Source organism: Verminephrobacter aporrectodeae subsp. tuberculatae (assembly GCF_026127385.1).
Lineage (GTDB): Bacteria > Pseudomonadota > Gammaproteobacteria > Burkholderiales > Burkholderiaceae_C > Acidovorax > Acidovorax aporrectodeae.
Genome location: NZ_QZCX01000003.1, coordinates 189,268 through 209,027 on the forward strand (window position 1 = coordinate 189,268; position 19,760 = coordinate 209,027).

Here is a 19,760-nt window from a genome sequence, read left to right on the forward strand (position 1 = left end):
CCCGGCTTGCCCGATGGCGTGGGGGTGGTCGCGCGACGACGATGCGCACGGAGTGCCGCTCAATCGATGGAGATCCCGCCTGCCGTGCCAGCGAGCAATTGCCGCGCCGCGTCCAGGCTCGGGCCGACGTGGCGGTCGATGCGCCGGATGAAGGGGCAGGTCAGTACCGCCAGCGCGTTGCCCTGCAGCCCGCGGATCGGCATCGAGATGTCGATCACGCCAAACGCCTGCTGGCTCTCGCCCTGCCAGTAGCCCAGCGTCCGGATGCGCTCGACGATCGCCTGCAACTCGGGCTCGGCTACGGGCACCTCGCCTTCGAGCGCCTCGTGTTCGGCGAGCATTTCGGCGCGCCGCTGCTCCGGCTGAAAGGCCAGCACCACATGGCCCGATCCGGTGCCCAGCAGGCTCACGCGCACGCCCAGGCGGATCGCAAGCCCCCAGTTGCCCGGGCCGTTGGCCTGCGCGACCACGGTCAGGTTGCCGCCGTGGTAGATGCCGAGGTGGCAGGACTGCTCCGCCGCCTGGGCGAAGGCCTCCATGGCCGGCAGGGCCTGCGCCACGAGGCGCTCGACGGGGGGATGCCGATGCCCCAGCTCGAAGAGCTTGAGGCTGAGCGCGTAGCGGTCGCCCTGCGGCGAGCGCATCACGTAATGCCGTGCGACCAGGCGCTCGAGCATCCGGTAAATCTCGCCCGGGCTGCGGCCCATGGCCTTGACGATCTCGGCGCGCGTGAGGCCGTGCGGCTGCCCGGCGAGCAGTTCAAGAATGTCCAGTCCCTTGTCGAGGGCGGGGGCGCGGTAGCGGTCGTTGGGGTCTGCCATGGGTGCGAAGGCGTGGTTGCAAGGCCCAAGCGTTTGCGGTTTGCGGGGAACGGCGGCCGGAGCGCACCTTAGCAGAGCCTGCGTTGCACCGGCGGACAGGGTAAGCCCCGATTGGCACGCTGGGTCCGCACCCCGTACATTATTCTCCAGTAAACAGTTAGTTCATATTTGAAATTATTTGCGACAAAGCCCGCCGCGAAAGACCCGCATGAGACTGCAAGGCAAAAGCATTCTGATCACTGCCGCCGGGCAGGGCATCGGCCGCGCCAGCGCGCTGGCCTGCGTGCACGAGGGCGCGCAGGTGATCGCCACCGATATCGACGCGGCCTTGCTGGAGTCGTTGGCCAGCGAGGCGCAGGGCCTGGCGACGCGGGTTCTGGATCCTGGTTGATGGCGGCGTCAGCATCTGAGCGCGCATCCGCACATGGACGGCATTCTCGACGTCGCACGCGGCGCGGTGGCTCCCCCACTGATCGCGGTGCGCAATCTCTCCAAAGCCTTTGCCGGCGTGCGCGCTCTGGACGGGGTGCAGTTCGAACTGCGCAGCGGTGAAGTCCACGCGCTGATGGGCGAGAACGGGGCCGGAAAATCCACCTTGATGAAGGTGCTGGCGGGGATCCATGCGCCCGACGGAGGCGAGATCCTGGTCGCAGGCCAGGCCGCGCAAATCCCGAGCCCGCGCGCCGCGCAGGGCCTGGGAATAGGCATCGTGCATCAGGAACTGAACCTGATGAAGCACTTGACCGCGGCGCAGAACATCTTCATCGGCCGCGAACCGCGCCACGCGCTCGGTCTGTTGCTCGACGAGCGTGCGCTCGGTGCGCGGGCCGCAGGCATCTTCGAGCGCCTGGGCCTGAAGCTCGACCCCCACACCCCCGTCGGCGATCTCACGGTCGCCAGGCAGCAGATGGTGGAAATCGCCAAGGCGCTGTCGTTTCAGTCCCGGGTGCTCATCATGGACGAGCCCACGGCCGCGCTGAACAACGAGGAGGTGGCGGATCTGTTTCGCGTCATCCGGCAACTCCGGGCCGAGGGCGTGGGCATCGTCTACATCTCGCACAAGATGGACGAGCTGCGGCAGATCGCCGACCGGGTGACGGTGCTGCGCGACGGCCGCTTCATCGCCACCGTGCCCATGGCCGGCACCAGCGTCGATGCCATCGTCGGCATGATGGTGGGGCGCGAACTGCAAGCGGTCCACAGGCAGATTCCCGATACCTCGCGCAACGAGGTCATGCTCGAGGTGCGCGGCATCTCGCGCGGCCAGGCCATCCGGGACGTGAGCTTCACGCTGCGCCGGGGCGAGATTCTCGGTTTTGCCGGGCTCATGGGGGCCGGCCGGACCGAGGTCGCGCGCGCCGTCTTCGGTGCCGACCGCATCGACGCGGGCGAGTTGCGGGTCCGCGGCCGGCGCGTGTCGATCGGCTCGCCCAGGCAGGCCGTCGCGCACGGCATCGGCTACATCTCCGAAGACCGCAAGCATTTCGGCCTGGCCACGGGAATGGACGTGGAGACCAACGTCGCGCTGGCGTCGATGCGCACGTTTGCCAAGCTGGGGTTTTTCCTTGACCAGGCCGCGCTGCGCAAGACCGCGCAGGACTACGTCCGCCAGCTCGGAATCAAGACCCCTTCGGTCGCGCAGCAGGTGCGGCTGTTGTCGGGCGGGAACCAGCAAAAAATCGTCATCGCCAAATGGCTGCTGTGCGACTGCGAGATCCTGTTCTTCGACGAGCCCACCCGCGGAATCGACGTCGGCGCCAAGGCCGAGATCCACAAGCTGCTGCACGAACTGGCCGAACAGGGCAAGGCGATCGTGGTGATCTCGTCCGAGCTGCCCGAGGTCCTGCGCCTGTCGCACCGCATCCTGGTGATGTGCGAGGGCCGGGTGACCGGCGAACTCGCTGCGCACCAGGCCTCGCAGGAAAAAATCATGGACCTCGCCACCCGGCAGCAAACTCCGGTCAGCAAACAATGAGCAGGCCAGAAACCACCCCGTCCCTGCCGCCGGCCTCTGGCGCCGGGCCAGCGCCCCTGCCCGCCGGGCTGCGGCTGTTGTTGCGGCCCGAATTGCGGCAAAAGCTGCTGGCCTTTGCCAGTCTGCTGGCGCTCGTGGTGTTCTTCAGCCTGGCGTCGAGCAACTTCCGGAATTTCGACAACTTGGTGATCATTCTGCAGGCCACCGCCGTGAACGGGGTGCTCGCGATCGCCTGCACCTTCGTGATCATCACCGCGGGAATCGATCTGTCGGTGGGAACGCTGATGACCTTTTGCTCCGTCATGGCGGGCGTGGTCCTGACCTATCTTGGCCTGCCGCTGCCGCTGGGCATTGCCGCGGCCATTCTCTGCGGGGCGCTGTGCGGCCTGGTCTCGGGGGTCTTGATCGCCAAGCTGAAGATCCCGCCCTTCATCGCCACCCTGGGAATGATGATGCTGCTCAAGGGCCTGTCGCTGGTCATCTCCGGAACCAAGCCGATCTACTTCACGGACACCGAGGGTTTCAGCGCGATCTCGCAGGATTCGCTGATCGCAGCGCTGATTCCGAAGCTGCCGATTCCGAACGCGGTGCTGATCCTCTTCGTCGTCGCGCTGCTCGCGGGCCTGGTGCTGAACAAAACCGTTCTGGGCCGCTACACCTTTGCGCTCGGCAGCAACGAGGAGGCGGTGCGCTTGTCGGGCGTGAACGTGGACTTCTGGAAGATCGTCGTGTACACGCTCAGCGGCGCCATCTGCGGCATCGCCGGCTTGCTCACCGCGTCGCGTCTGAACTCGGCGCAACCGGCGCTGGGCCAGGGCTACGAGCTCGACGCGATTGCCGCAGTGGTCATCGGCGGCACCTCACTGGCGGGCGGGACGGGAACGATACTCGGCACCCTCATCGGCGCCTTCATCATGAGCGTGCTGACGAATGGCCTGCGCATCCTGTCCGTGGCGCAGGAGTGGCAGACGGTGGTCACGGGCGCGATCATCATTCTTGCCGTCTACACGGACATCCTGCGCCGCCGCAGTCGCTGAGCGCACCTGGTTCGATTTCATTTGCAACGACGACAACCCCGAGGAGATAAACCATGTTCCGCAAACACGCAGTGCGCATCGCCATGGGTCTGGGCATTGCCATGGGCAGCGGCGGCGCCGCAATCGCCCAGCAGGCGTACATACCGCTGGTGTCCAAAGGCTTCCAGCACCAGTTCTGGCAGGCCGTAAAAGCCGGGGCCGAGCAGGCGGGAAGAGACCTGAACGTCAAGGTCACGTTCGAGGGGCCGGAGACCGAGGCCATGGTGGACAAGCAGATCGACATGCTGTCCGCCGCTCTGGCCAAGAACCCCAAGGCGCTGGGTCTGGCAGCGCTGGACAGCAAGGCGGTGATCCCGCTGCTGAGAAAGGCGCAGGCCGCGAAGGTGCCCGTCGTCGCCTTTGACTCCGGCGTGGACAGCGACATTCCCGTGACCACCGCGAGCACGGACAACAGGGCCGCAGCCGCGTTGGCCGCAGACAAGCTGGCCGAGCTGATCGGCAAAAGCGGCGAGGTCGCCGTGGTCGCGCACGACCAGACCAGCCGCACCGGCGTGGACCGGCGCGACGGCTTCGTCGAACGCATCAAGGCCAGCTACCCGGACGTGAAGATCGTCAGCGTCCAGTACGGCGGCGGCGACCACCTCAAATCCACCGAAATCGCCAAGTCCATCCTGCAGGCGTACCCGAACCTCAAGGGCATCTTCGGCACCAACGAAGGCTCCGCCGTGGGCGTGGCCAACGGCGTCAAGGAGATGAAGCGCCGGCTCGTGATCGTCGGCTACGACTCGGGCAAGCAGCAGAAAGACGCCATCCGGGACGGCCTGATCGCCGGCTCGATCACGCAAAACCCGGTGGGCATCGGCTACAAGACCGTGGAGGCCGCAGTCAAGGCGCTCAGGGGCGAGAAACTGCCCAAGGTAATCGATACCGGCTTTTACTGGTACGACAAGACGAATATCAACGATCCCAAAATCGCCGCCGTTCTGTACGATTGACCCCGGATGCATCAAACCGGAAACAAGGAACCCCTGTGAAACTTCTTCGGTACGGCCCCAAGGGCATGGAAAAACCGGGCCTGCTCGACGCGCAAGGCCATGTGCGCGACCTCTCGGGCGTGGTGCCCGACATCGCCGGCGACACGCTCACGCCCGCGGGCCTGGCGCGCATCGCCCGGCTCGACGCAGCGGCGCTGCCGCTGGTGCCGGGCGTCGCGCAGCAGGACCTGCGCCTGGGCGCGTGCGTCGGCCAAGTCGGCAAATTCATCTGCATCGGCCTGAACTACGCCGACCATGCTGCCGAATCCGGTCTGCCGGTGCCGACCGAGCCCGTGGTGTTCGCCAAATGGACCAGCGCCATCACCGGGCCCGACGACGCAGTCGAGATTCCGCGCGGCAGCCAGCGCACCGATTGGGAGGTCGAACTGGGCGTGGTCATCGGCAAGGGCGGGCGCTATATCGCGCAGGCCCAGGCGATGGAGCACGTGGCGGGCTATTGCGTGGTCAACGATGTCTCCGAGCGCGAGGTGCAACTCGAGCGCGGCGGCGGCCAGTGGGACAAGGGCAAGGGGCACGACAGCTTCGGGCCGATCGGCCCCTGGCTGGTCACCGTCGACGAGGTGCCCGACCCGCAGGCGCTCGACCTGTGGCTCGAGGTCGATGGCCGACGCTATCAAAACGGCAGCACACGCACCATGGTCTTTGGCGTCGCGCAGCTGGTCAGCCATCTGAGCCAGTTCATGAGCCTGCAGCCCGGCGACCTGATTTCCACCGGCACCCCGCCCGGCGTGGGTCTGGGGCAGAAGCCGCCGCTGTACTTGGTAGCCGGTCAGACCATGCACCTGGGAATCAGCGGGCTGGGCGAGCAGCGCCAGCGCACCGTTGCGGCCTGAGCCCTGCGCGCGCATGGACCCGCCCCCTCCCCCACCACCATGACATGACCACCATCCGGTCGATGCGCGTCCTGGACACGCGCTTTCCCACGTCCACGCAACGCGACGGCTCCGACGCGATGAACCCGGATCCGGACTACTCCGCCGCCTACCTGGTGCTGGACACCGACCAGCCCGGGCTCGCGGGGCATGGCCTGAGCTTCACCATTGGCCGCGGCAACGAGATTTGCTGCGCCGCGCTGCGCGCGCTGGAACATCGCGTGGTCGGCCTCGACCTGGCCTGGATCGCCGAGGACATGGGGCGCTTCTGGCGCCACGTCACCTCCGACAGCCAGCTGCGCTGGATCGGCCCGGACAAGGGCGCGATCCACCTGGCGACCAGTGCGCTGGTAAACGCCGTCTGGGATCTGTGGGCCAAGGCCGAAGGCAAGCCCGTGTGGCGGCTGGTCGCGGACATGACTCCCGAGGAACTGGTCCGGCTCATCGACTTTCGCTACATCACCGACTGCATCACGCCCGCAGAGGCGCTGGCGCTGCTGCGCGAGCGCGCCGCAGGCAAGGCGCAGCGCCTGGCCGAGTTGCTCGCGCACGGCTACCCCTGCTACACCACGTCGGCGGGCTGGCTGGGCTACGACGACGCCAAACTGCGCCGCCTGGCGCAGCAGGCGGTGGACGCCGGATTCACGCACGTCAAGCTCAAGGTCGGCCGCGACCTGCAGGACGACGTCCGCCGCCTGCGCATTGCCCGCGAAGTGCTCGGGCCCGAACGCCAGCTGATGATCGACGCCAACCAGGTCTGGGAGGTCGATCAGGCCATCGACTGGCTGCGGCAACTGGCCTTTGCCAAACCCTGGTTCATCGAAGAACCCACCAGCCCCGACGACGTGGAAGGCCACCGGCGGATCCGCGAGGCGCTCGCGGGATCGATGCAGGTGGCCACCGGAGAAATGTGCCAGAACCGCATCGTTTTCAAGCAATTCATCATGCGCGGGGCCATCGACGTGGTGCAGATCGACGCCTGCCGCCTGGGTGGCGTGAACGAGGTGCTTGCGGTGATGCTGATGGCCGCCAAGCACGGCCTGAAGGTCTGCCCGCACGCGGGCGGCGTGGGCCTGTGCGAGTACGTGCAGCATCTGTCCATGATCGACTACCTGTGCATCGCGGCGACGAAGGAGGGCCGCGTCATCGAGTTCGTAGACCACCTGCACGAGCATTTCGTCGATCCCTGCGTGGTGCGCAACGCCGCGTACATGCCGCCGCAGCGCCCGGGCTACTCGATCGAGATGCAGCCCGCGTCGCTGGCCGCCTACGCGCACCGCGGCTGAAACGCCGGACCGGCACACCTCCGGAACAAGGTGCTCATCTGCGACTCCGGGGGCGCGCTGCGTTGCACGAGAACTTCGACCGCACGCTGCGCGCGCGCAGTGTCGCAAAGGTGCAAACCATGTCCCGTGCTTGGTGCTAGGATGAGCGCAGTTACATAAATTCACCTTTAAAAAGATACATCCCCAAGCATGGCCCTTCGGCGCGTGCGCATCGCATGCGGCAACGCCAATTCGCTTTTGAGTCTGAGCATGAAACGAGGGAAGAATGTTTGTTGGGCCGATCGGCCCCCTGTGGACCGGCAGAGAAGAAGAAACCATTCGGTGGCGATGACTGCTGCAATATACGCAAAGAGTTTTGAGATGGAACCTGCCTCTCCAATGCAGTGCCAACATCCCGCGATCATGCGTCGCGGGGTTCTTGAGGGTTTCAGCGCAATCGATGCACTCATGAGCAACGATGGCGCGGCGCTTGCCCGAGGTCAACTTGGGCACCATGCGTGCTGCCCCCCAAAAAAAGACGCTTGCAGGCCATTGCCTGTGGGCACACCAGATTGGTTCGCAGGCCCGGTGTCACCATCGTGCCGGCGCTCCCAATCGCATGGCCCTGCGGCTCGTCCGCAGTCCGTGCGCATCCCATGAAAATACATCCTTGAAGGTCAATTTATGCAACAACGCCAATTTGCTTTTGAATCCGTGCATGCCCAAAGTGCAGTTTCATCAGAAGTGAGCAGTGGTTCCGGTCCCGGCCCCGATAATTCCGTCTTGATGGACATACCTCCATCCCCACTGGACAACACGTATGCTTATGCAGAATCCGGGGTGGGCATTCAGCTGCTCTTTACATACACGGACTTGGATCCAAATTACGCGATCACTTTGAAGTTCAGGGCAGGAGAATATCTTTACAGGTGTCTTTGGGATTTTGGACCGGATGAAGTCAAAAAAATCTCCTTGCGCCTCGTAGATGTTCAAACCGGAGAAACCCAGGATACGCCTTACTACGATATATACGGAGGGTTCCATGGAGAGGGATGGGCGCGTCATGCCAACGCGCACACTCCGGACAAGTGGTTTGCGCTCTGGAAGAGGTATAAAATCACGCGGCTAACCGTACTTGGCAGCGAGGGAAGAATGTTTATTGGGCCGACCAATCCCATGTGGACCGGCAGAGAAGAGGAAACCTTTCAGTGGGGATGATTGCTGCCGCACCAAAGCCAAGGGGTTCAGGAATCAAACCCCGGCATCTCCATGGCAATGCCAGTGCCCCGCGATTATCAAATCGCAGCTCTTGAGCGTTTCGGCGCAATCGATGCAACGGGCGTTGTTGCATGAATCCTGGGCCGCAGGGTACGCGCAAGATCCATCGTGGCGCATTCCCACCGGTCGCCACGGGCATCCAAAAAAAAGCCTGCTTTTGCGGCAGGCTTTTTTCCCCATGGGGTTTGGGGTGATTTGGTGGGTCCTGAGTGGCTCGAACACTCGACCTACGGATTAAGAGTCCGCTGCTCTACCAACTGAGCTAAGAACCCAAATCTGGGTCCGCATTCCTGCGGAGGGGCGAATTATGCCCCAACTCTCCTGCGGCCCGCAAGCACCGCGCAAAGTCACTGCAAGGCATTGCGGCGGGCCAGTTCGACGAACAGGCCGCTGTGGTCGAGTTCACCCAGGCCGTGCTCCACGCCTTGCGCGTACAGGGCGTCGAGAACGGCGGTGATGGGGGCGTCGAAGCCAATCTCCCGCGCCGTGGCGAGTGCGTTGCGCAGGTCCTTGAGTTGCACCGCCATGCGCCCGCGCGGGGCGAAGTCGCGCTCCACCATGCGCTGACCATGCAGTTGCAGGATGCGGCTCTCGGCAAACCCGCCACCGATGGCCTCGCGGACCCGGGCCATGTCCGCCCCACCCTTGGCGGCAAACAGCAGTGCCTCTGCGACCGCGCCAATGGTGATGCCCACGATCATCTGGTTGGCGAGCTTGGCGATCTGGCCTGCGCCATGCGACCCCACGTGCGTGGCGCGGCCCAGGCTGGCAAATACCGGCTGCGCGCGCAGGAAGTCCTGTGTGCGGCCGCCGACCATGATGGCCAGGGTTCCGGCCTCTGCGCCCACGGTCCCGCCCGATACCGGCGCGTCCAGGTGCGCCAAGCCCATCTCCTGCAGGCGGGCCGCATGCTCGCGGGCCTCGCGCGGCCCGATGGACGCCATGTCCATGAACAAGGCCGCGCTGCGCATGGCCTGGGCCGCGGCCAGCTCGAACAGCACGTGCCCGACCACCGGGCCGTTTTCGAGCAGGCTGAGCACGATGTCGGCGTCCCGGACCGCTTGCGCCGGGGTGGCGTGCACGGTGGCGCCGAACGCAGCCAGGGGTTCGGCCTTGGCCCGGGTGCGGTTCCAGACGTGCACCCGGTGCCCGGCCGCGCACAGGCGGCGTGCCATGGGCTGCCCCATCAGGCCCGTGCCGAGGACGGCGAGGCGCAGCGGTGTCTGCGATGTCTCCGGTGTATTGGCCATGGCGTCGTGCATCTTGTCGGGGAGCGGCTCACATCAGCAGGTGCTCGCCCGCGTTGTCGCCGCCCAGGATCACATAGTTCACCTTGCGGACATCCATCAGCCGCCTGCCGCCGGCGTAGCTGATCGAGCTTTGCAGGTCCTGCTCCATTTCCACCAGCGTGTCGGCGAGCCGGCCCTTGACGGGTTCGAGGATGCGCTTGCCTTCGACGTGCCGATACTCACCCTTGTTGTAGTCGCTGGCCGAGCCGTAGTACTCCTTGAACCGCGCGCCGCCGACCTCGACGGTCTGGCCCGGCGACTCCTCGTGGCCCGCAAACAGCGAGCCGATCATCACCATGCTGGCCCCGAAGCGGATGCTCTTGGCAATGTCGCCATGGCTGCGGATTCCGCCGTCGGCAATGATCGGCCGGGTCGCCACGCGCGCGCACCATTTGAGCGCCGACAACTGCCAGCCCCCCGTGCCAAAGCCGGTCTTGAGCTGGGTAATGCATACCTTGCCGGGGCCCACGCCCACCTTGGTGGCGTCGGCACCCCAGTTTTCCAGGTCGATCACGGCCTCGGGCGTGGCCACGTTGCCGGCAATGACGAACGCCCGGGGCAGCCGGGCCTTGAGGTGCTCGATCATGTTCCTCACGCTGTCGGCATGGCCATGGGCGATGTCGATGCTGACGTATTCGGGCGCCAGGCCCTGCGCCACCAACGCATCGACCGTGTCGTAATCGGAGCGCTTGATGCCCAGCGAGATCGACGCGTAGCAGCCCTTGGCCTGCATGTCGCGCACGAACCGGACGTTGTCCAGGCCGAACCGGTGCATGGCGTAGAAGTAGCCGTTGTGCGCCAGCCAGGTGCAGATTTTTTCGTCCACCACCGTTTTCATGTTCGACGGCACCACGGGGATGCGAAACGACCGGCTGCCCAGTTCCACGCTGGTGTCGCATTCCGAACGGCTTGCCACGCGGCATTTGCGCGGCAGCAAGAGAATATTGTCGTAGTCGAAGATTTCCATGCGGATCCCAAGCCTCGTAGAGGGGTGCGGCAAAACGATTTGCGGCCGCGCCGAAGCGGTGCGCAGGCACACCGGAGCGCAAGAAACCCGGGCCGGGCGCGATTCTACCGAGGGCCCCCGTCGCTGGGGCAGCACACCCGGCGCAATTTCCACGCGGCCTGGCCGCAGGGAGGGCGGCCGGGCGGCTTTCTACAATGCGCGGATGTTTCCACAAGACCCGCCCTCGGGTGCGCCGCAGGCTCTGGCGCACTTGGCCGCTTCGCCCCTGCTGGCGCATTTGAATTCCGAACAGCTTGCCGCCGTCACACTGCCCGCCGGCCACGCGCTCATCCTCGCAGGTGCGGGATCGGGCAAGACGCGCGTGCTCACCACGCGCATCGCCTGGCTGCTGCAAAACGGCTACGCCACGCCCGGCGGCGTCCTGGCCGTCACCTTCACGAACAAGGCCGCCAAGGAGATGGTGACGCGCCTGTCGGCCATGCTGCCGCTGAATGTGCGCGGCATGTGGATCGGCACCTTCCACGGCCTGTGCAACCGCCTGCTGCGTGCGCACCACAGGGCCGCGGGCCTGCCGCAGGCGTTCCAGATCCTGGACACGCAGGATCAGCTCTCGGCCGTCAAGCGCCTGTGCAAGCAGTACGCCGTGGACGACGAGCGCTTTCCCCCCAAGCAACTGGCGTACTTCATCTCGGGCTGCAAGGAGGAGGGTCTGCGCCCGGGCAGCGTACCGGCGCACGACAGCGATGCACGCAAGAAAACCGAGATCTACCAACTCTACGAAGAGCAATGCCAGCGCGAAGGCGTGGTCGATTTCGGCGAACTGATGCTGCGCAGCCACGAGCTGCTGCGCGACAACGCCGCCATCCGCACGCATTACCAGCAGCGCTTTGCGCACATCCTGGTGGACGAGTTCCAGGACACCAGCAAGCTGCAATACGCCTGGCTCAAGCAGTTCGCGGGCGACACGGTGGACGGGCGCTTGCAGACGCGCGGCAGCGTCATCGCCGTGGGCGACGACGACCAGAGCATCTACGCCTTTCGCGGTGCGCGCGTGGGCAATATGACCGATTTCGTGCGCGAGTTCGACGTGCGCCAGCAGATCAAGCTGGAGCAGAACTACCGCAGCCACAGCAACATCCTCGACTCTGCGAATGCCCTCATCAGCCACAACAGCCAGCGCCTGGGAAAGAACCTGCGCACCGTGCAGGGCCCCGGCGAGCCGGTGCGCGTGTACGAGGCCGAAACGGATACGCAAGAGGCGCGCTGGATGGTCGAGGAGATCGGGCAACTGGTGCAGCACAACGGTTTCGAGCGCATGGAAATCGCCGTGCTCTACCGCAGCAACGCGCAGAGCCGGGTCATCGAATCGGCGTTGTTCAACGCCGGCATGCCCTACCGGGTGTACGGCGGCCTGCGCTTCTTCGAGCGCGCCGAAATCAAGCACGCGCTGGCCTACCTGCGGCTGCTGGAGAACCCCCACGACGACACCAGCTTCCTGCGCGTGCTGAACTTTCCGCCGCGCGGCATCGGCGCGCGCAGCGTCGAACTGCTGCAAGACACCGCGCGCACCGCAGGCTGCTCGCTGCACGACGGCGTGGGCGCCGTTGCCGGCAAGGCGGGCGCGAACTTGGCCGCCTTCGTGGCCATGGTGCGCGCCCTGCGCGCGCAGACGCAGGGCCTGAGCCTGCGCGAAATCGTCGAGCAGATGCTCGAATCGACGGGGCTGCTGGAGCACTTTCGCAGCGAAAAGGAAGGCGCCGACCGCATCGAGAACCTGCAAGAGTTGGTGAACGCGGCCGAAAGCTTTGCCATGCAGGAGGGCCTTGGCCGCGACGCCGTGGCCCTGCCCACGCAAAGCCCGGCAAGCCAGGGGCTGGACCCGGATTCCCCGGCGCCCGACGAGCCGCCTGCGCGGATGCCCGACGGCGATACGGGCGAGCCCCTCTCGCCCCTGGCGGCCTTCCTGAGCCACGCCGCGCTCGAGGCGGGTGACAACCAGGCCCGGACCGGGCAGGACGCCGTGCAACTCATGACCGTACACGCCAGCAAGGGCCTGGAGTTTGACGGCGTGTTCATCGGAGGCATGGAAGAGGGCCTGTTCCCGCACGAGAACTCGGCCAACGCGCGCGATGCGCTGGAGGAAGAGCGCCGCCTGATGTACGTCGCCATCACCCGTGCGCGCAAGCGGCTGTACCTGAGCCGCGCGCACACCCGCTTGCTGCACGGCAAGACCCGCTACAACGCCCCAAGCCGTTTCTTCGATGAACTGCCCGAGGGGGCGCTCAAGTGGATCACGTCCAGGCCGCGGGGCTGGGGCATTCCTGATTCCGGCGCGCTGAATGGGTATTCTTCCAGCGCAAAAGACCCGTTCGGCTTCGAATCCAAAACCCCTTCCAGCCCGCCCGCCGTGTTGCAGGAAGCGGCGCCAGCGCAGGGCCTGCGCGCCGGCATGGCCGTGTTCCACAACCGGTTCGGAGAAGGCCGGGTGCTGAGCGTCGAAGGCCGGGGCGACGACGCGCGCACCCAGGTGCACTTTCCCCGGCACGGGACCAAGTGGCTGGTGCTGTCGATAGCCAAGCTGACGGTGGTGGATTGTTGACGGCAGACCGGGGCCCTTCGTCGTTTCGTGTGGAACACAACAACCTCATGTGCTCCCAACGGGCGCAAACGGACTGGCAGGCAGATGCTTGAGTTTGGACATGCGCAGGTAGGCGATGGTGATGAAGTTGTCGCTCGTGCGCAACCCACGGGCTGCGCGCTTGGCCTGCTGCAAGAGTCCGTTCATGGCCTCCACGTAGGCATTGCTGCGATGCCCCAACACGCCACGCACCACCCGCAGCAAAGCGTTCCTTGAGGCTTCTGGCCAGCTTCTTGAACGGCTCCAGCCGGCATCTGAACGCCCAACTCAACCAAGCCTGCAGTTCGACACTCGCCTGCTGTACGCTGTTGTGCTCCTTGGCCCTCGCATACACCGCGCGCAACGCCATCTTCAACCGCCACGCCCGCGCGCTCTTGAGCAAGGAGCGCTGCAACCAATGCATTGCGTCGGTTTGCTTGACGCTCCAACTTTCGGGGTTGCGCCGCATCCCCCACATCAGTTGCTTGAGCGTCTTGTGCTCATCGTTGTCAACTGCCGACTCCAAGGCCACTCGCACCGCCGGGGCGTCCTGTGCCATCTCCGTGCGCCGCACCTGGTCCATCGCATCCATGGCCATCGCCACAACATGGAACCGGTCGTAGCTGATCTGCGCCTGCGGCAACGCCAACCCCAACCCCACTCCCTTGGCGTAGGCCGCGCTCATGTCCATGCACACATGCTTGACCTGCTCGCTGTCGCCACCATGGGCCTTCAGATCGTCAACAAAATCGAGCACCGTCTTGTGCTCACGTCCCTCGGTGGCGAACAGCAGTCGTTTGGCATCGAGGTCATGCACCACGGTGATGTAGTTCTGCCCTCGGCGCACACTGGTCTCGTCGATGCCCACAATGCGGACATCCGTAAACCGCTCCTGGGCGCGGGCTTGCTCGACGTAAAACTCGATGCGCCGCCACAGTTGCTTGTCAGAACAGCGCAGCAACGCCGCCGCTTGGTTCACCGGCAAGTCACGACACAGGGCCAAGGCGAATGCTTCAAAGGCCACCGTGAAGCCCGAGCCTGGACGGGCCCAGGGCACCAGCATCTGCGTGGTCTTGCCACAGTCACTGCACGCGATGCGCGGCACCTCGCAATGCAGCCAGGTCTCGAACTGGAAGAAGTCCAGATGACGCCAAGAGCGGAGCAGCCGGTCATGGATGGGCTGTGCGCCAGCACCACAGACCGGGCACGCCAAGCCAGCGCCGTGGCAGCCAATCTCGAAGTCGATCCGGCGGTCGGTGGTGTTGAGTTTGACGTTCTCGACAACCCACGGCGCTTGCAGCCCCAGCGCATTGGTGAACAGCGCTTCCAGTTCAACACCCATCAGACACTCCCATGTTCAACATCAACTTGGTGGACCTGTGGACAGGCCCGAGACGACCTGTCCTCCAGCATCCATTACCAGCGGCTATTGTGCATGTTGGTTTCCACACGAAACGACGAGGAGCCCCTCGACAGAGGTCGGCAAGGATGTGTCAAAGAAAATATCAGTTCGCCCGGTCATCCTGTTTCCATCCTTCCAACCAGTTCCTCGGCGCTGGCTTTCCAGGCCATGTACGCACTTGATGCATTGCGGGCAGCGTTCACCGGTGCTCCGATGGAATTTGCTCAAGCCTTTGCTGCGGGCTGCACACGAATGCACGCGATGCACGGCACGGAGCACAGCAGGGCGCAGGCGCTGACAAGAAACAGCGGTCGATACGATTGCCCATTGGCGGCAACGAACGCCATGAGGTAGCCTCCCGCGGCCTGCGCGGCAGCGAAGCTGAAAGTCATTGCGCCCCAGACCCTGCGATGCTGCCTTGCACCCACACAGTCCAGCGTGCAGGTGGACACCAGCATGACGATCCCGGGAGTGAGCATGCCCACCAGGATGGACGAGGCACACAGCGTCAGCACATTGCTGCCGAACAGCGGCAATGCAACCCCCAGGGACTTGAGCAGAAAGCATGCGATCAGGCAGCGCTTGAAGCCGAAAACATCGCCCAGCTTTCCGGCCAGCAAGGGACCGATCGCCGCACCCACGCCGAACAGGGCCCAAAGGAAGCCACCCGTCGCCAAGGGCATTTGGAGTTCGCGTACGGTGTAATCGACCCAAAACAGGGTGTGTGGCAGGTAGCCCACCGCGTCCAGCGTGTAGGCCGCGAGGAGGAGGCCGACCGCCACGCGCCGCTCGGCCGGCAGCGGCTGCGCCTGCGCATCCGCCGGGTGCAGCGGCGCATCCGGCGCCCACTGGTGCCAGGTCAGCAGCGTCAATACCAGGCAGATGCTTCCCATGCCCAGCCAGGCGCTGGCAATGCCCCAGGGCACGAGCAGGGGGATCAGCAACCCGGAGGCCGCTGCGCCCAGACCAATGCCGGAAAACACCACCCCGCTCACCCGCCCGCGCACGGCAGGACTGTGCTGCGGCAGCACCGCGGGGGCGGCCAGCACCATCAGGATCGCGCCCCCGAATCCGGCCATGGCGCGCCAAAAGTAGTACCAGGGCATCGCCGCGCCCAGGAGGGCGCAGGCCAGATAGCTCAGCGAGCACGCGAGCATGGCCCCACGCAGCACGCTGCCGACCCGATAGTGGCGCAGCAGCATGCCGGACATCGGAGCGCCGAGCAGATACCCCACCAGCGTTGCCGCACCCAGATACGAGGCATCGCTCTTGGAAAACCAGCCGGCCTGGATCAGCGCGGGCATCAGCGCGATATAGGCAAAGCGCCCTATTCCGTTGCCGACAAAGGTCGCGCACAGGCCGGCAAGGCTCAGACCGGTCAGCACGCTGCGGGGCATACCGGACGCGGCGGAATCAGTTCTGGCCAGCCGCAGTTTCGGCGCGCTCGACCAATTCGATCTGGTAGCCGTCGGGGTCCACCACGAACGCGATCACCGTGCGGCCGCCCCGGACGGGCCCCGCCGCGCGCGTCACCTTGCCGCCGGCGGCCTGGATCTTCTCGCACGCGGCGTAGACGTCGGGAACGCCCAGCGCAATGTGGCCGTAGGCGTTGCCGTGCTCGTAGTCGTGCACGCCCCAGTTCCAGGTCAGTTCGATCTCGGCTTGGCCGGGGTTGCCACCGGCAAAACCCAGAAAGGCCAGCGAGTACTTGTACTCGGGGTTTTCCGAGCGGCGCAGCAGTTGCATGCCCAGCACCTGGGTGTAGAAATCAATCGCGCGCTGGAGGTCGCCCACGCGCAGCATCGTGTGCAGGAATTTCATGACTGCCCCGGCAGGCTGAAGACCAGGCACGTGGTGGTGGCGTGCGCGTACAGCGTGCCGTCGGGCCCCTCCAGACGCGCCTCGGCCGTCGCCAGTTGCCGCCCGCAGTGGATCACGCGGCCCCGCGCACGCACCCGCTGCACCTTGGGCGTGATGGCCCTGACCAGGTTCACCCCCAGTTCCGCCGTGGTGTAGCCGTGCCCCGGCTCCATGCGCGTGTGCACGGCGCAGCCCATGGCCGAGTCGAGCAGGGTGGCAAACCAGCCGCCGTGCACCGTGCCCATGGGGTTGAGGTGCGCTGCGCCGGGCGCGCCCTGAAACACCGCCAGGCCGTCGCCCACCTCGACGATGTGAAAGTCGAGCGTGCGTGCCATGGGCGGGTAGGGCAGTTCGCCGCGCAGCATGGCTTGCAGCATCTGCAAACCGGTCATTGCGGCGACTTGGTCGGGCCGGACAATGCCGGGGCCTGCGCCGGCGTCCAGTCGGGAGACGATCTCGCGCTCCTGTGCAAGCCATTGTTCCAGTGGGTCGTTCTGCGTCATGGGGTATCCGGGGTTGTTGGGGGTGCAAGGAGGTCGATGCCGTCGCGTATTCTGCCCGCCAATGCGCAGCGAGCCCGGCGCCGGAGAACGGGTCCTCCCTGCTGGAGCGGAATTTCTATTGCATCATTCTTGGATATCCTGGACATTACTAACAAATTGCTACATAACCGCGGACCAGCCATCCGCCCGAGCGCCCACCTTCCATGCAAGACACTCCCATGACACAAGCATCCGGATTCATGCCGTCCAAGGCGCTACCAGCGATGCGCGCCCCCGCGGGCGCCAGGAACCGATGCAGAACCGCTTGCGCCGCGCTGTCGCTGTGCCTGCTCATGCCCTTGGCGCATGCAGCCGGCACGACGGAGACCCTGCGCGTCCCCGGCCTGCAGCAGAAGGCCGAAATCCTCATCGACGAATGGGGCGTCCCGCATATCTACGCCGCCAGCCAGACCGACGCCTTCTTCGTGCAGGGCTTCAACGCCGCGCGCGATCGCCTGTTCCAGATCGACCTGTGGCGCCGCCGCGGACTCGGTCAATTGGCGCAGGTGTTCGGTCCGGCTTACGTTGCGCAGGACCAGGCCACGCGCCTGTTCCTGTATCGCGGCGACATGCAGCGCGAGTGGAACGCCTACGGCAAGCAAGCGGAGAAAGTGGCGACCGCCTTCGTCGCCGGAATCAATGCCTACGTCGATTTCGTGACGGAGCACCCCGAGCGCCTGCCGTATGAATTCAAACAGCTTGCCTACCTGCCGGCCAGGTGGCAGGCGCAGGACGTGGTGCGTATTCGCAGCCATGGACTGACGCGCAATCTGAACAGCGAGGTTGCGCGCGCCCACGTCGTCTGCAAGGCGAACCTCGAATCCGACATCGTCCGCTTGGGCCTGAAGCCGAAGTGGGAAGCGACGCTGCCCGAAGGGCTCGATCCCTGCCTGCCCGAGGATCTGCTCAAGGTGTTCCAGCTGGCCACGCAAAATGTCCGGATCACCCCGGGCAGCCTGGCCGCGCGCGCCGACGATCAGGGCGACAGCATCCGGATCGCCGCGGACGAAAACCCCGAAGAAACCATGGAAGGCAGCAACAACTGGGTGGTCGCGCCGGCGAAATCGGCGACCGGCCGCGCGATCATGGCGAACGATCCGCACCGCGCCTATTCCGCGCCGTCGCTGCGCTACATCGCGCACCTGATTGCGCCCGGCCTGAACGTCATCGGCGCTGGCGAGCCGGCCTTGCCGGGCATTTCGATCGGCCACAACGGCAGCATCGCCTTTGGCCTGACCATCTTCAGCATCGACCAGGAAGACCTGTACGTCTACGAACTCAACCCGGACAACCCCGACGAGTACAAGTACCAGGGCCAATGGGAGCGCTTGCGCGTCTTGCATGAACCGATCGAGGTCAAGGGCGCTGCGCCGGTGACGGCGCAGCTGCGCTTCACGCGCCACGGCCCGGTGATCTTCGTCGAGAAGGAAAAGAACCGGGCCTTCGCCCTGCGCTCGGGCTGGATGGAGCCGGGCATGTCGCCTTACTTCGGCAGCATCGAATACATGCGCGCCAAGAATTACAAGTCCTTCAAACGCGCCATGCTGCACTGGGGCGCACCGACCGAGAACCTGGTCTACGCCGACACCAAGGGCAATATTGGCTGGGTGCCCGGCGGCCTTGCGCCCAAGCGGCCGAACTGGGATGGCCTGCTGCCCGTGCCGGGCGACGGCCGCTACGAGTGGGCCGGATTCTGGAGTGGCGACCAGCTGCCGTCGAGCTACAACCCGAAGCAGGGCTGGTTCGCCAGCGCAAACCAGATGAACCTGCCCGACGGCTACCCGTACCAGCAGCGCAAGCTGGGTTTCGAGTGGACCAACGGTTCGCGCTTTGCGCGCATCAGCGAAGTGCTGGCGGCTTTGCCGAAGGTCTCCCTGCAGGATTCGATGGACCTGCAGAACGACGACCTGTCGATTCCCGCGCGCCGCCTCACGGCCTTGCTCGCTCCGCTGTCGTCAACCGATGCGCGGACGCAAGCGGCGCTGAATGTCCTCAAGGGCTGGGATTGCGTCGAGCGCGTCGATTCCGCGCCGGCGGCGTTGTATGAGGTCTGGCTCACGCGGCATCTGGGCACGGCCTTCAAGAGGGCGGTGCTGAGCCAGGACGCCGCGGCGGCGATGGGGCCGCCCGACGTCGCCGTGTTGCTCGATACGCTGGAGCAGCCGCAGGCGCGCCTGGGCGAGCAGGCAGCGCACCAGCGCGACGCTATCTTGCTGGGCAGCCTCGGCCGCGCCTACGCCGAGATGCTCACGTTGCAAGGCGAGGATCCTGTCCAATGGCAATGGGGCAGGTTGCACTACAACCTGATGGAGCACCCGCTGGCCAGCGCAGTGGATGAGGCCACGCGCGCCAAGCTGAACGTCGGCCCGCTGCCGAAGCACGGGGGACCCTATTCGCCGAACCAGTCGATGTACCGCCCCGGCGGCGACTTCCGCCAAACCAACGGCCCGTCGTTCCGCGTGGTGGTTGACGTCGGCAACTGGGACAACTCGAGGACGGTGAATGCACCGGGTCAATCGGGTGACCCGGAGAGCCCGCACTACCGCGATCTGGCCGAGAAATGGCTCCACGGCGACTACTTCCCGCTGCTGTATTCGCGCAAGGCGGTGGAGCAGGCCACGCTGCAGAAAATCGTGCTCGAGCCGGGCAAGCGGGCAGCGGGCAGCAGGCTTGGTTCGGGCGCTTGCGCGCGCGACGACGCGCTCTGCCATCTGGCGCTGCGCCAGGATCGGATGCGTCCGGCGCACCCCACGGGGGCCATGCCCTGAGAGGTCGGCCGC

General features: G+C 65.6%; 14 protein-coding genes, 1 tRNA gene and 2 pseudogenes. 9 read left to right on the forward strand and 8 right to left on the reverse strand.

Annotated features, from left to right (window positions below; genetic code table 11):
* Nucleotides 1-59: 59 nt before the first annotated feature.
* On the reverse strand, nt 60-821 hold the full coding sequence (locus tag D5041_RS15910; protein ID WP_010100843.1) for an IclR family transcriptional regulator: 762 nt from the start codon (nt 819-821) through the stop codon (nt 60-62).
* A gap of 208 nt (nt 822-1,029) precedes the next feature.
* On the opposite strand from D5041_RS15910, the pseudogene D5041_RS15915 reads away from it, so the two are divergent.
* From D5041_RS15915 to D5041_RS15945, 7 genes and pseudogenes are all read left to right on the forward strand, one after another.
* Nucleotides 1,030-1,203 (forward strand): annotated as a pseudogene (locus D5041_RS15915) (SDR family NAD(P)-dependent oxidoreductase); the annotation flags it as partial.
* A 42-nt stretch (nt 1,204-1,245) separates the two neighbouring features.
* Nucleotides 1,246-2,796 carry a sugar ABC transporter ATP-binding protein gene (locus D5041_RS15920; RefSeq protein WP_265285198.1) on the forward strand — a complete coding sequence of 517 codons (1,551 nt, stop codon included), beginning with the start codon at nt 1,246-1,248 and terminating at the stop codon, nt 2,794-2,796.
* Nucleotides 2,793-3,833, forward strand: a complete 1,041-nt coding sequence (locus tag D5041_RS15925; RefSeq protein ID WP_265256718.1) for an ABC transporter permease — start codon at nt 2,793-2,795, stop codon at nt 3,831-3,833. The genes D5041_RS15920 and D5041_RS15925 overlap by 4 nt, the downstream gene beginning before the upstream one ends.
* Nucleotides 3,834-3,916: 83 nt before the next feature.
* Complete coding sequence (locus tag D5041_RS15930; RefSeq protein WP_407702322.1) at nt 3,917-4,828, forward strand: ABC transporter substrate-binding protein; 912 nt, start codon at nt 3,917-3,919, stop codon at nt 4,826-4,828.
* 35 nt (nt 4,829-4,863) lie between these two features.
* A complete protein-coding gene (locus tag D5041_RS15935) occupies nt 4,864-5,721 on the forward strand; it encodes a fumarylacetoacetate hydrolase family protein (RefSeq protein WP_010100836.1) in 858 nt (285 codons plus the stop codon).
* Nucleotides 5,722-5,765: 44 nt separating this feature from the next.
* Nucleotides 5,766-7,046, forward strand: coding sequence for an L-fuconate dehydratase (locus D5041_RS15940; protein ID WP_010100835.1), 1,281 nt, complete (start codon nt 5,766-5,768; stop codon nt 7,044-7,046).
* Between the two features lie 663 nt (nt 7,047-7,709).
* The gene (locus D5041_RS15945; RefSeq protein ID WP_138927777.1) at nt 7,710-8,243 is read left to right on the forward strand and encodes a hypothetical protein; all 534 of its coding nucleotides are present in this window, start codon (nt 7,710-7,712) and stop codon (nt 8,241-8,243) included.
* Between the two features lie 256 nt (nt 8,244-8,499).
* Here the strand turns inward: D5041_RS15945 and D5041_RS15950 are convergent.
* The 3 genes from D5041_RS15950 to D5041_RS15960 all read right to left on the reverse strand — a co-directional run bounded on the left by D5041_RS15950 (nt 8,500) and on the right by D5041_RS15960 (nt 10,559).
* Nucleotides 8,500-8,575: transfer RNA gene (locus tag D5041_RS15950), tRNA-Lys, on the reverse strand.
* A 75-nt stretch (nt 8,576-8,650) separates the two neighbouring features.
* Nucleotides 8,651-9,553: an NAD(P)-dependent oxidoreductase gene (locus D5041_RS15955; protein WP_029554066.1), complete on the reverse strand. Its 903-nt coding sequence runs from the start codon at nt 9,551-9,553 to the stop codon at nt 8,651-8,653.
* Between the two features lie 28 nt (nt 9,554-9,581).
* The gene (locus tag D5041_RS15960; RefSeq protein WP_265285200.1) at nt 9,582-10,559 is read right to left on the reverse strand and encodes a GMP reductase; all 978 of its coding nucleotides are present in this window, start codon (nt 10,557-10,559) and stop codon (nt 9,582-9,584) included.
* 202 nt (nt 10,560-10,761) lie between these two features.
* On the opposite strand from D5041_RS15960, the gene D5041_RS15965 reads away from it, so the two are divergent.
* Nucleotides 10,762-13,158 carry a UvrD-helicase domain-containing protein gene (locus D5041_RS15965; protein WP_265285201.1) on the forward strand — a complete coding sequence of 799 codons (2,397 nt, stop codon included), beginning with the start codon at nt 10,762-10,764 and terminating at the stop codon, nt 13,156-13,158.
* A 45-nt stretch (nt 13,159-13,203) separates the two neighbouring features.
* On the opposite strand, the pseudogene D5041_RS15970 reads toward D5041_RS15965, so the two are convergent.
* The 4 genes and pseudogenes from D5041_RS15970 to D5041_RS15985 form a co-directional block, all read right to left on the reverse strand.
* A pseudogene (locus D5041_RS15970) lies at nt 13,204-14,518 on the reverse strand (ISL3 family transposase).
* A 284-nt stretch (nt 14,519-14,802) separates the two neighbouring features.
* The gene (locus tag D5041_RS15975) at nt 14,803-15,975 is read right to left on the reverse strand and encodes a YbfB/YjiJ family MFS transporter (RefSeq protein ID WP_265256724.1); all 1,173 of its coding nucleotides are present in this window, start codon (nt 15,973-15,975) and stop codon (nt 14,803-14,805) included.
* Nucleotides 15,976-15,991: 16 nt separating this feature from the next.
* Nucleotides 15,992-16,399, reverse strand: a complete 408-nt coding sequence (gene gloA, locus D5041_RS15980; RefSeq protein WP_010100827.1) for a lactoylglutathione lyase — start codon at nt 16,397-16,399, stop codon at nt 15,992-15,994.
* Complete coding sequence (locus D5041_RS15985; RefSeq protein ID WP_265256725.1) at nt 16,396-16,941, reverse strand: PaaI family thioesterase; 546 nt, start codon at nt 16,939-16,941, stop codon at nt 16,396-16,398. Before D5041_RS15985 ends, gloA begins: the two co-directional genes overlap by 4 nt.
* A 332-nt stretch (nt 16,942-17,273) precedes the next feature.
* On the opposite strand from D5041_RS15985, the gene D5041_RS15990 reads away from it, so the two are divergent.
* Complete coding sequence (locus D5041_RS15990) at nt 17,274-19,748, forward strand: penicillin acylase family protein (protein ID WP_265285746.1); 2,475 nt, start codon at nt 17,274-17,276, stop codon at nt 19,746-19,748.
* Nucleotides 19,749-19,760 lie beyond the last annotated feature (12 nt).

Coding starts and splice junctions, on each gene's coding strand:
- D5041_RS15910 (WP_010100843.1), bottom strand. CDS start 821: ATGGCAGACCCCAACGACCGCTACCGCGCCCCCGCCCTCGACAAGGGA.
- D5041_RS15920 (WP_265285198.1), top strand. CDS start 1,246: ATGGACGGCATTCTCGACGTCGCACGCGGCGCGGTGGCTCCCCCACTG.
- D5041_RS15925 (WP_265256718.1), top strand. CDS start 2,793: ATGAGCAGGCCAGAAACCACCCCGTCCCTGCCGCCGGCCTCTGGCGCC.
- D5041_RS15930 (WP_407702322.1), top strand. CDS start 3,917: ATGGGTCTGGGCATTGCCATGGGCAGCGGCGGCGCCGCAATCGCCCAG.
- D5041_RS15940 (WP_010100835.1), top strand. CDS start 5,766: ATGACCACCATCCGGTCGATGCGCGTCCTGGACACGCGCTTTCCCACG.
- D5041_RS15945 (WP_138927777.1), top strand. CDS start 7,710: ATGCAACAACGCCAATTTGCTTTTGAATCCGTGCATGCCCAAAGTGCA.
- D5041_RS15955 (WP_029554066.1), bottom strand. CDS start 9,553: ATGGCCAATACACCGGAGACATCGCAGACACCGCTGCGCCTCGCCGTC.
- D5041_RS15960 (WP_265285200.1), bottom strand. CDS start 10,559: ATGGAAATCTTCGACTACGACAATATTCTCTTGCTGCCGCGCAAATGC.
- D5041_RS15965 (WP_265285201.1), top strand. CDS start 10,762: ATGTTTCCACAAGACCCGCCCTCGGGTGCGCCGCAGGCTCTGGCGCAC.
- D5041_RS15975 (WP_265256724.1), bottom strand. CDS start 15,975: ATGCCCCGCAGCGTGCTGACCGGTCTGAGCCTTGCCGGCCTGTGCGCG.
- gloA (WP_010100827.1), bottom strand. CDS start 16,399: ATGAAATTCCTGCACACGATGCTGCGCGTGGGCGACCTCCAGCGCGCG.
- D5041_RS15985 (WP_265256725.1), bottom strand. CDS start 16,941: ATGACGCAGAACGACCCACTGGAACAATGGCTTGCACAGGAGCGCGAG.
- D5041_RS15990 (WP_265285746.1), top strand. CDS start 17,274: ATGCCCTTGGCGCATGCAGCCGGCACGACGGAGACCCTGCGCGTCCCC.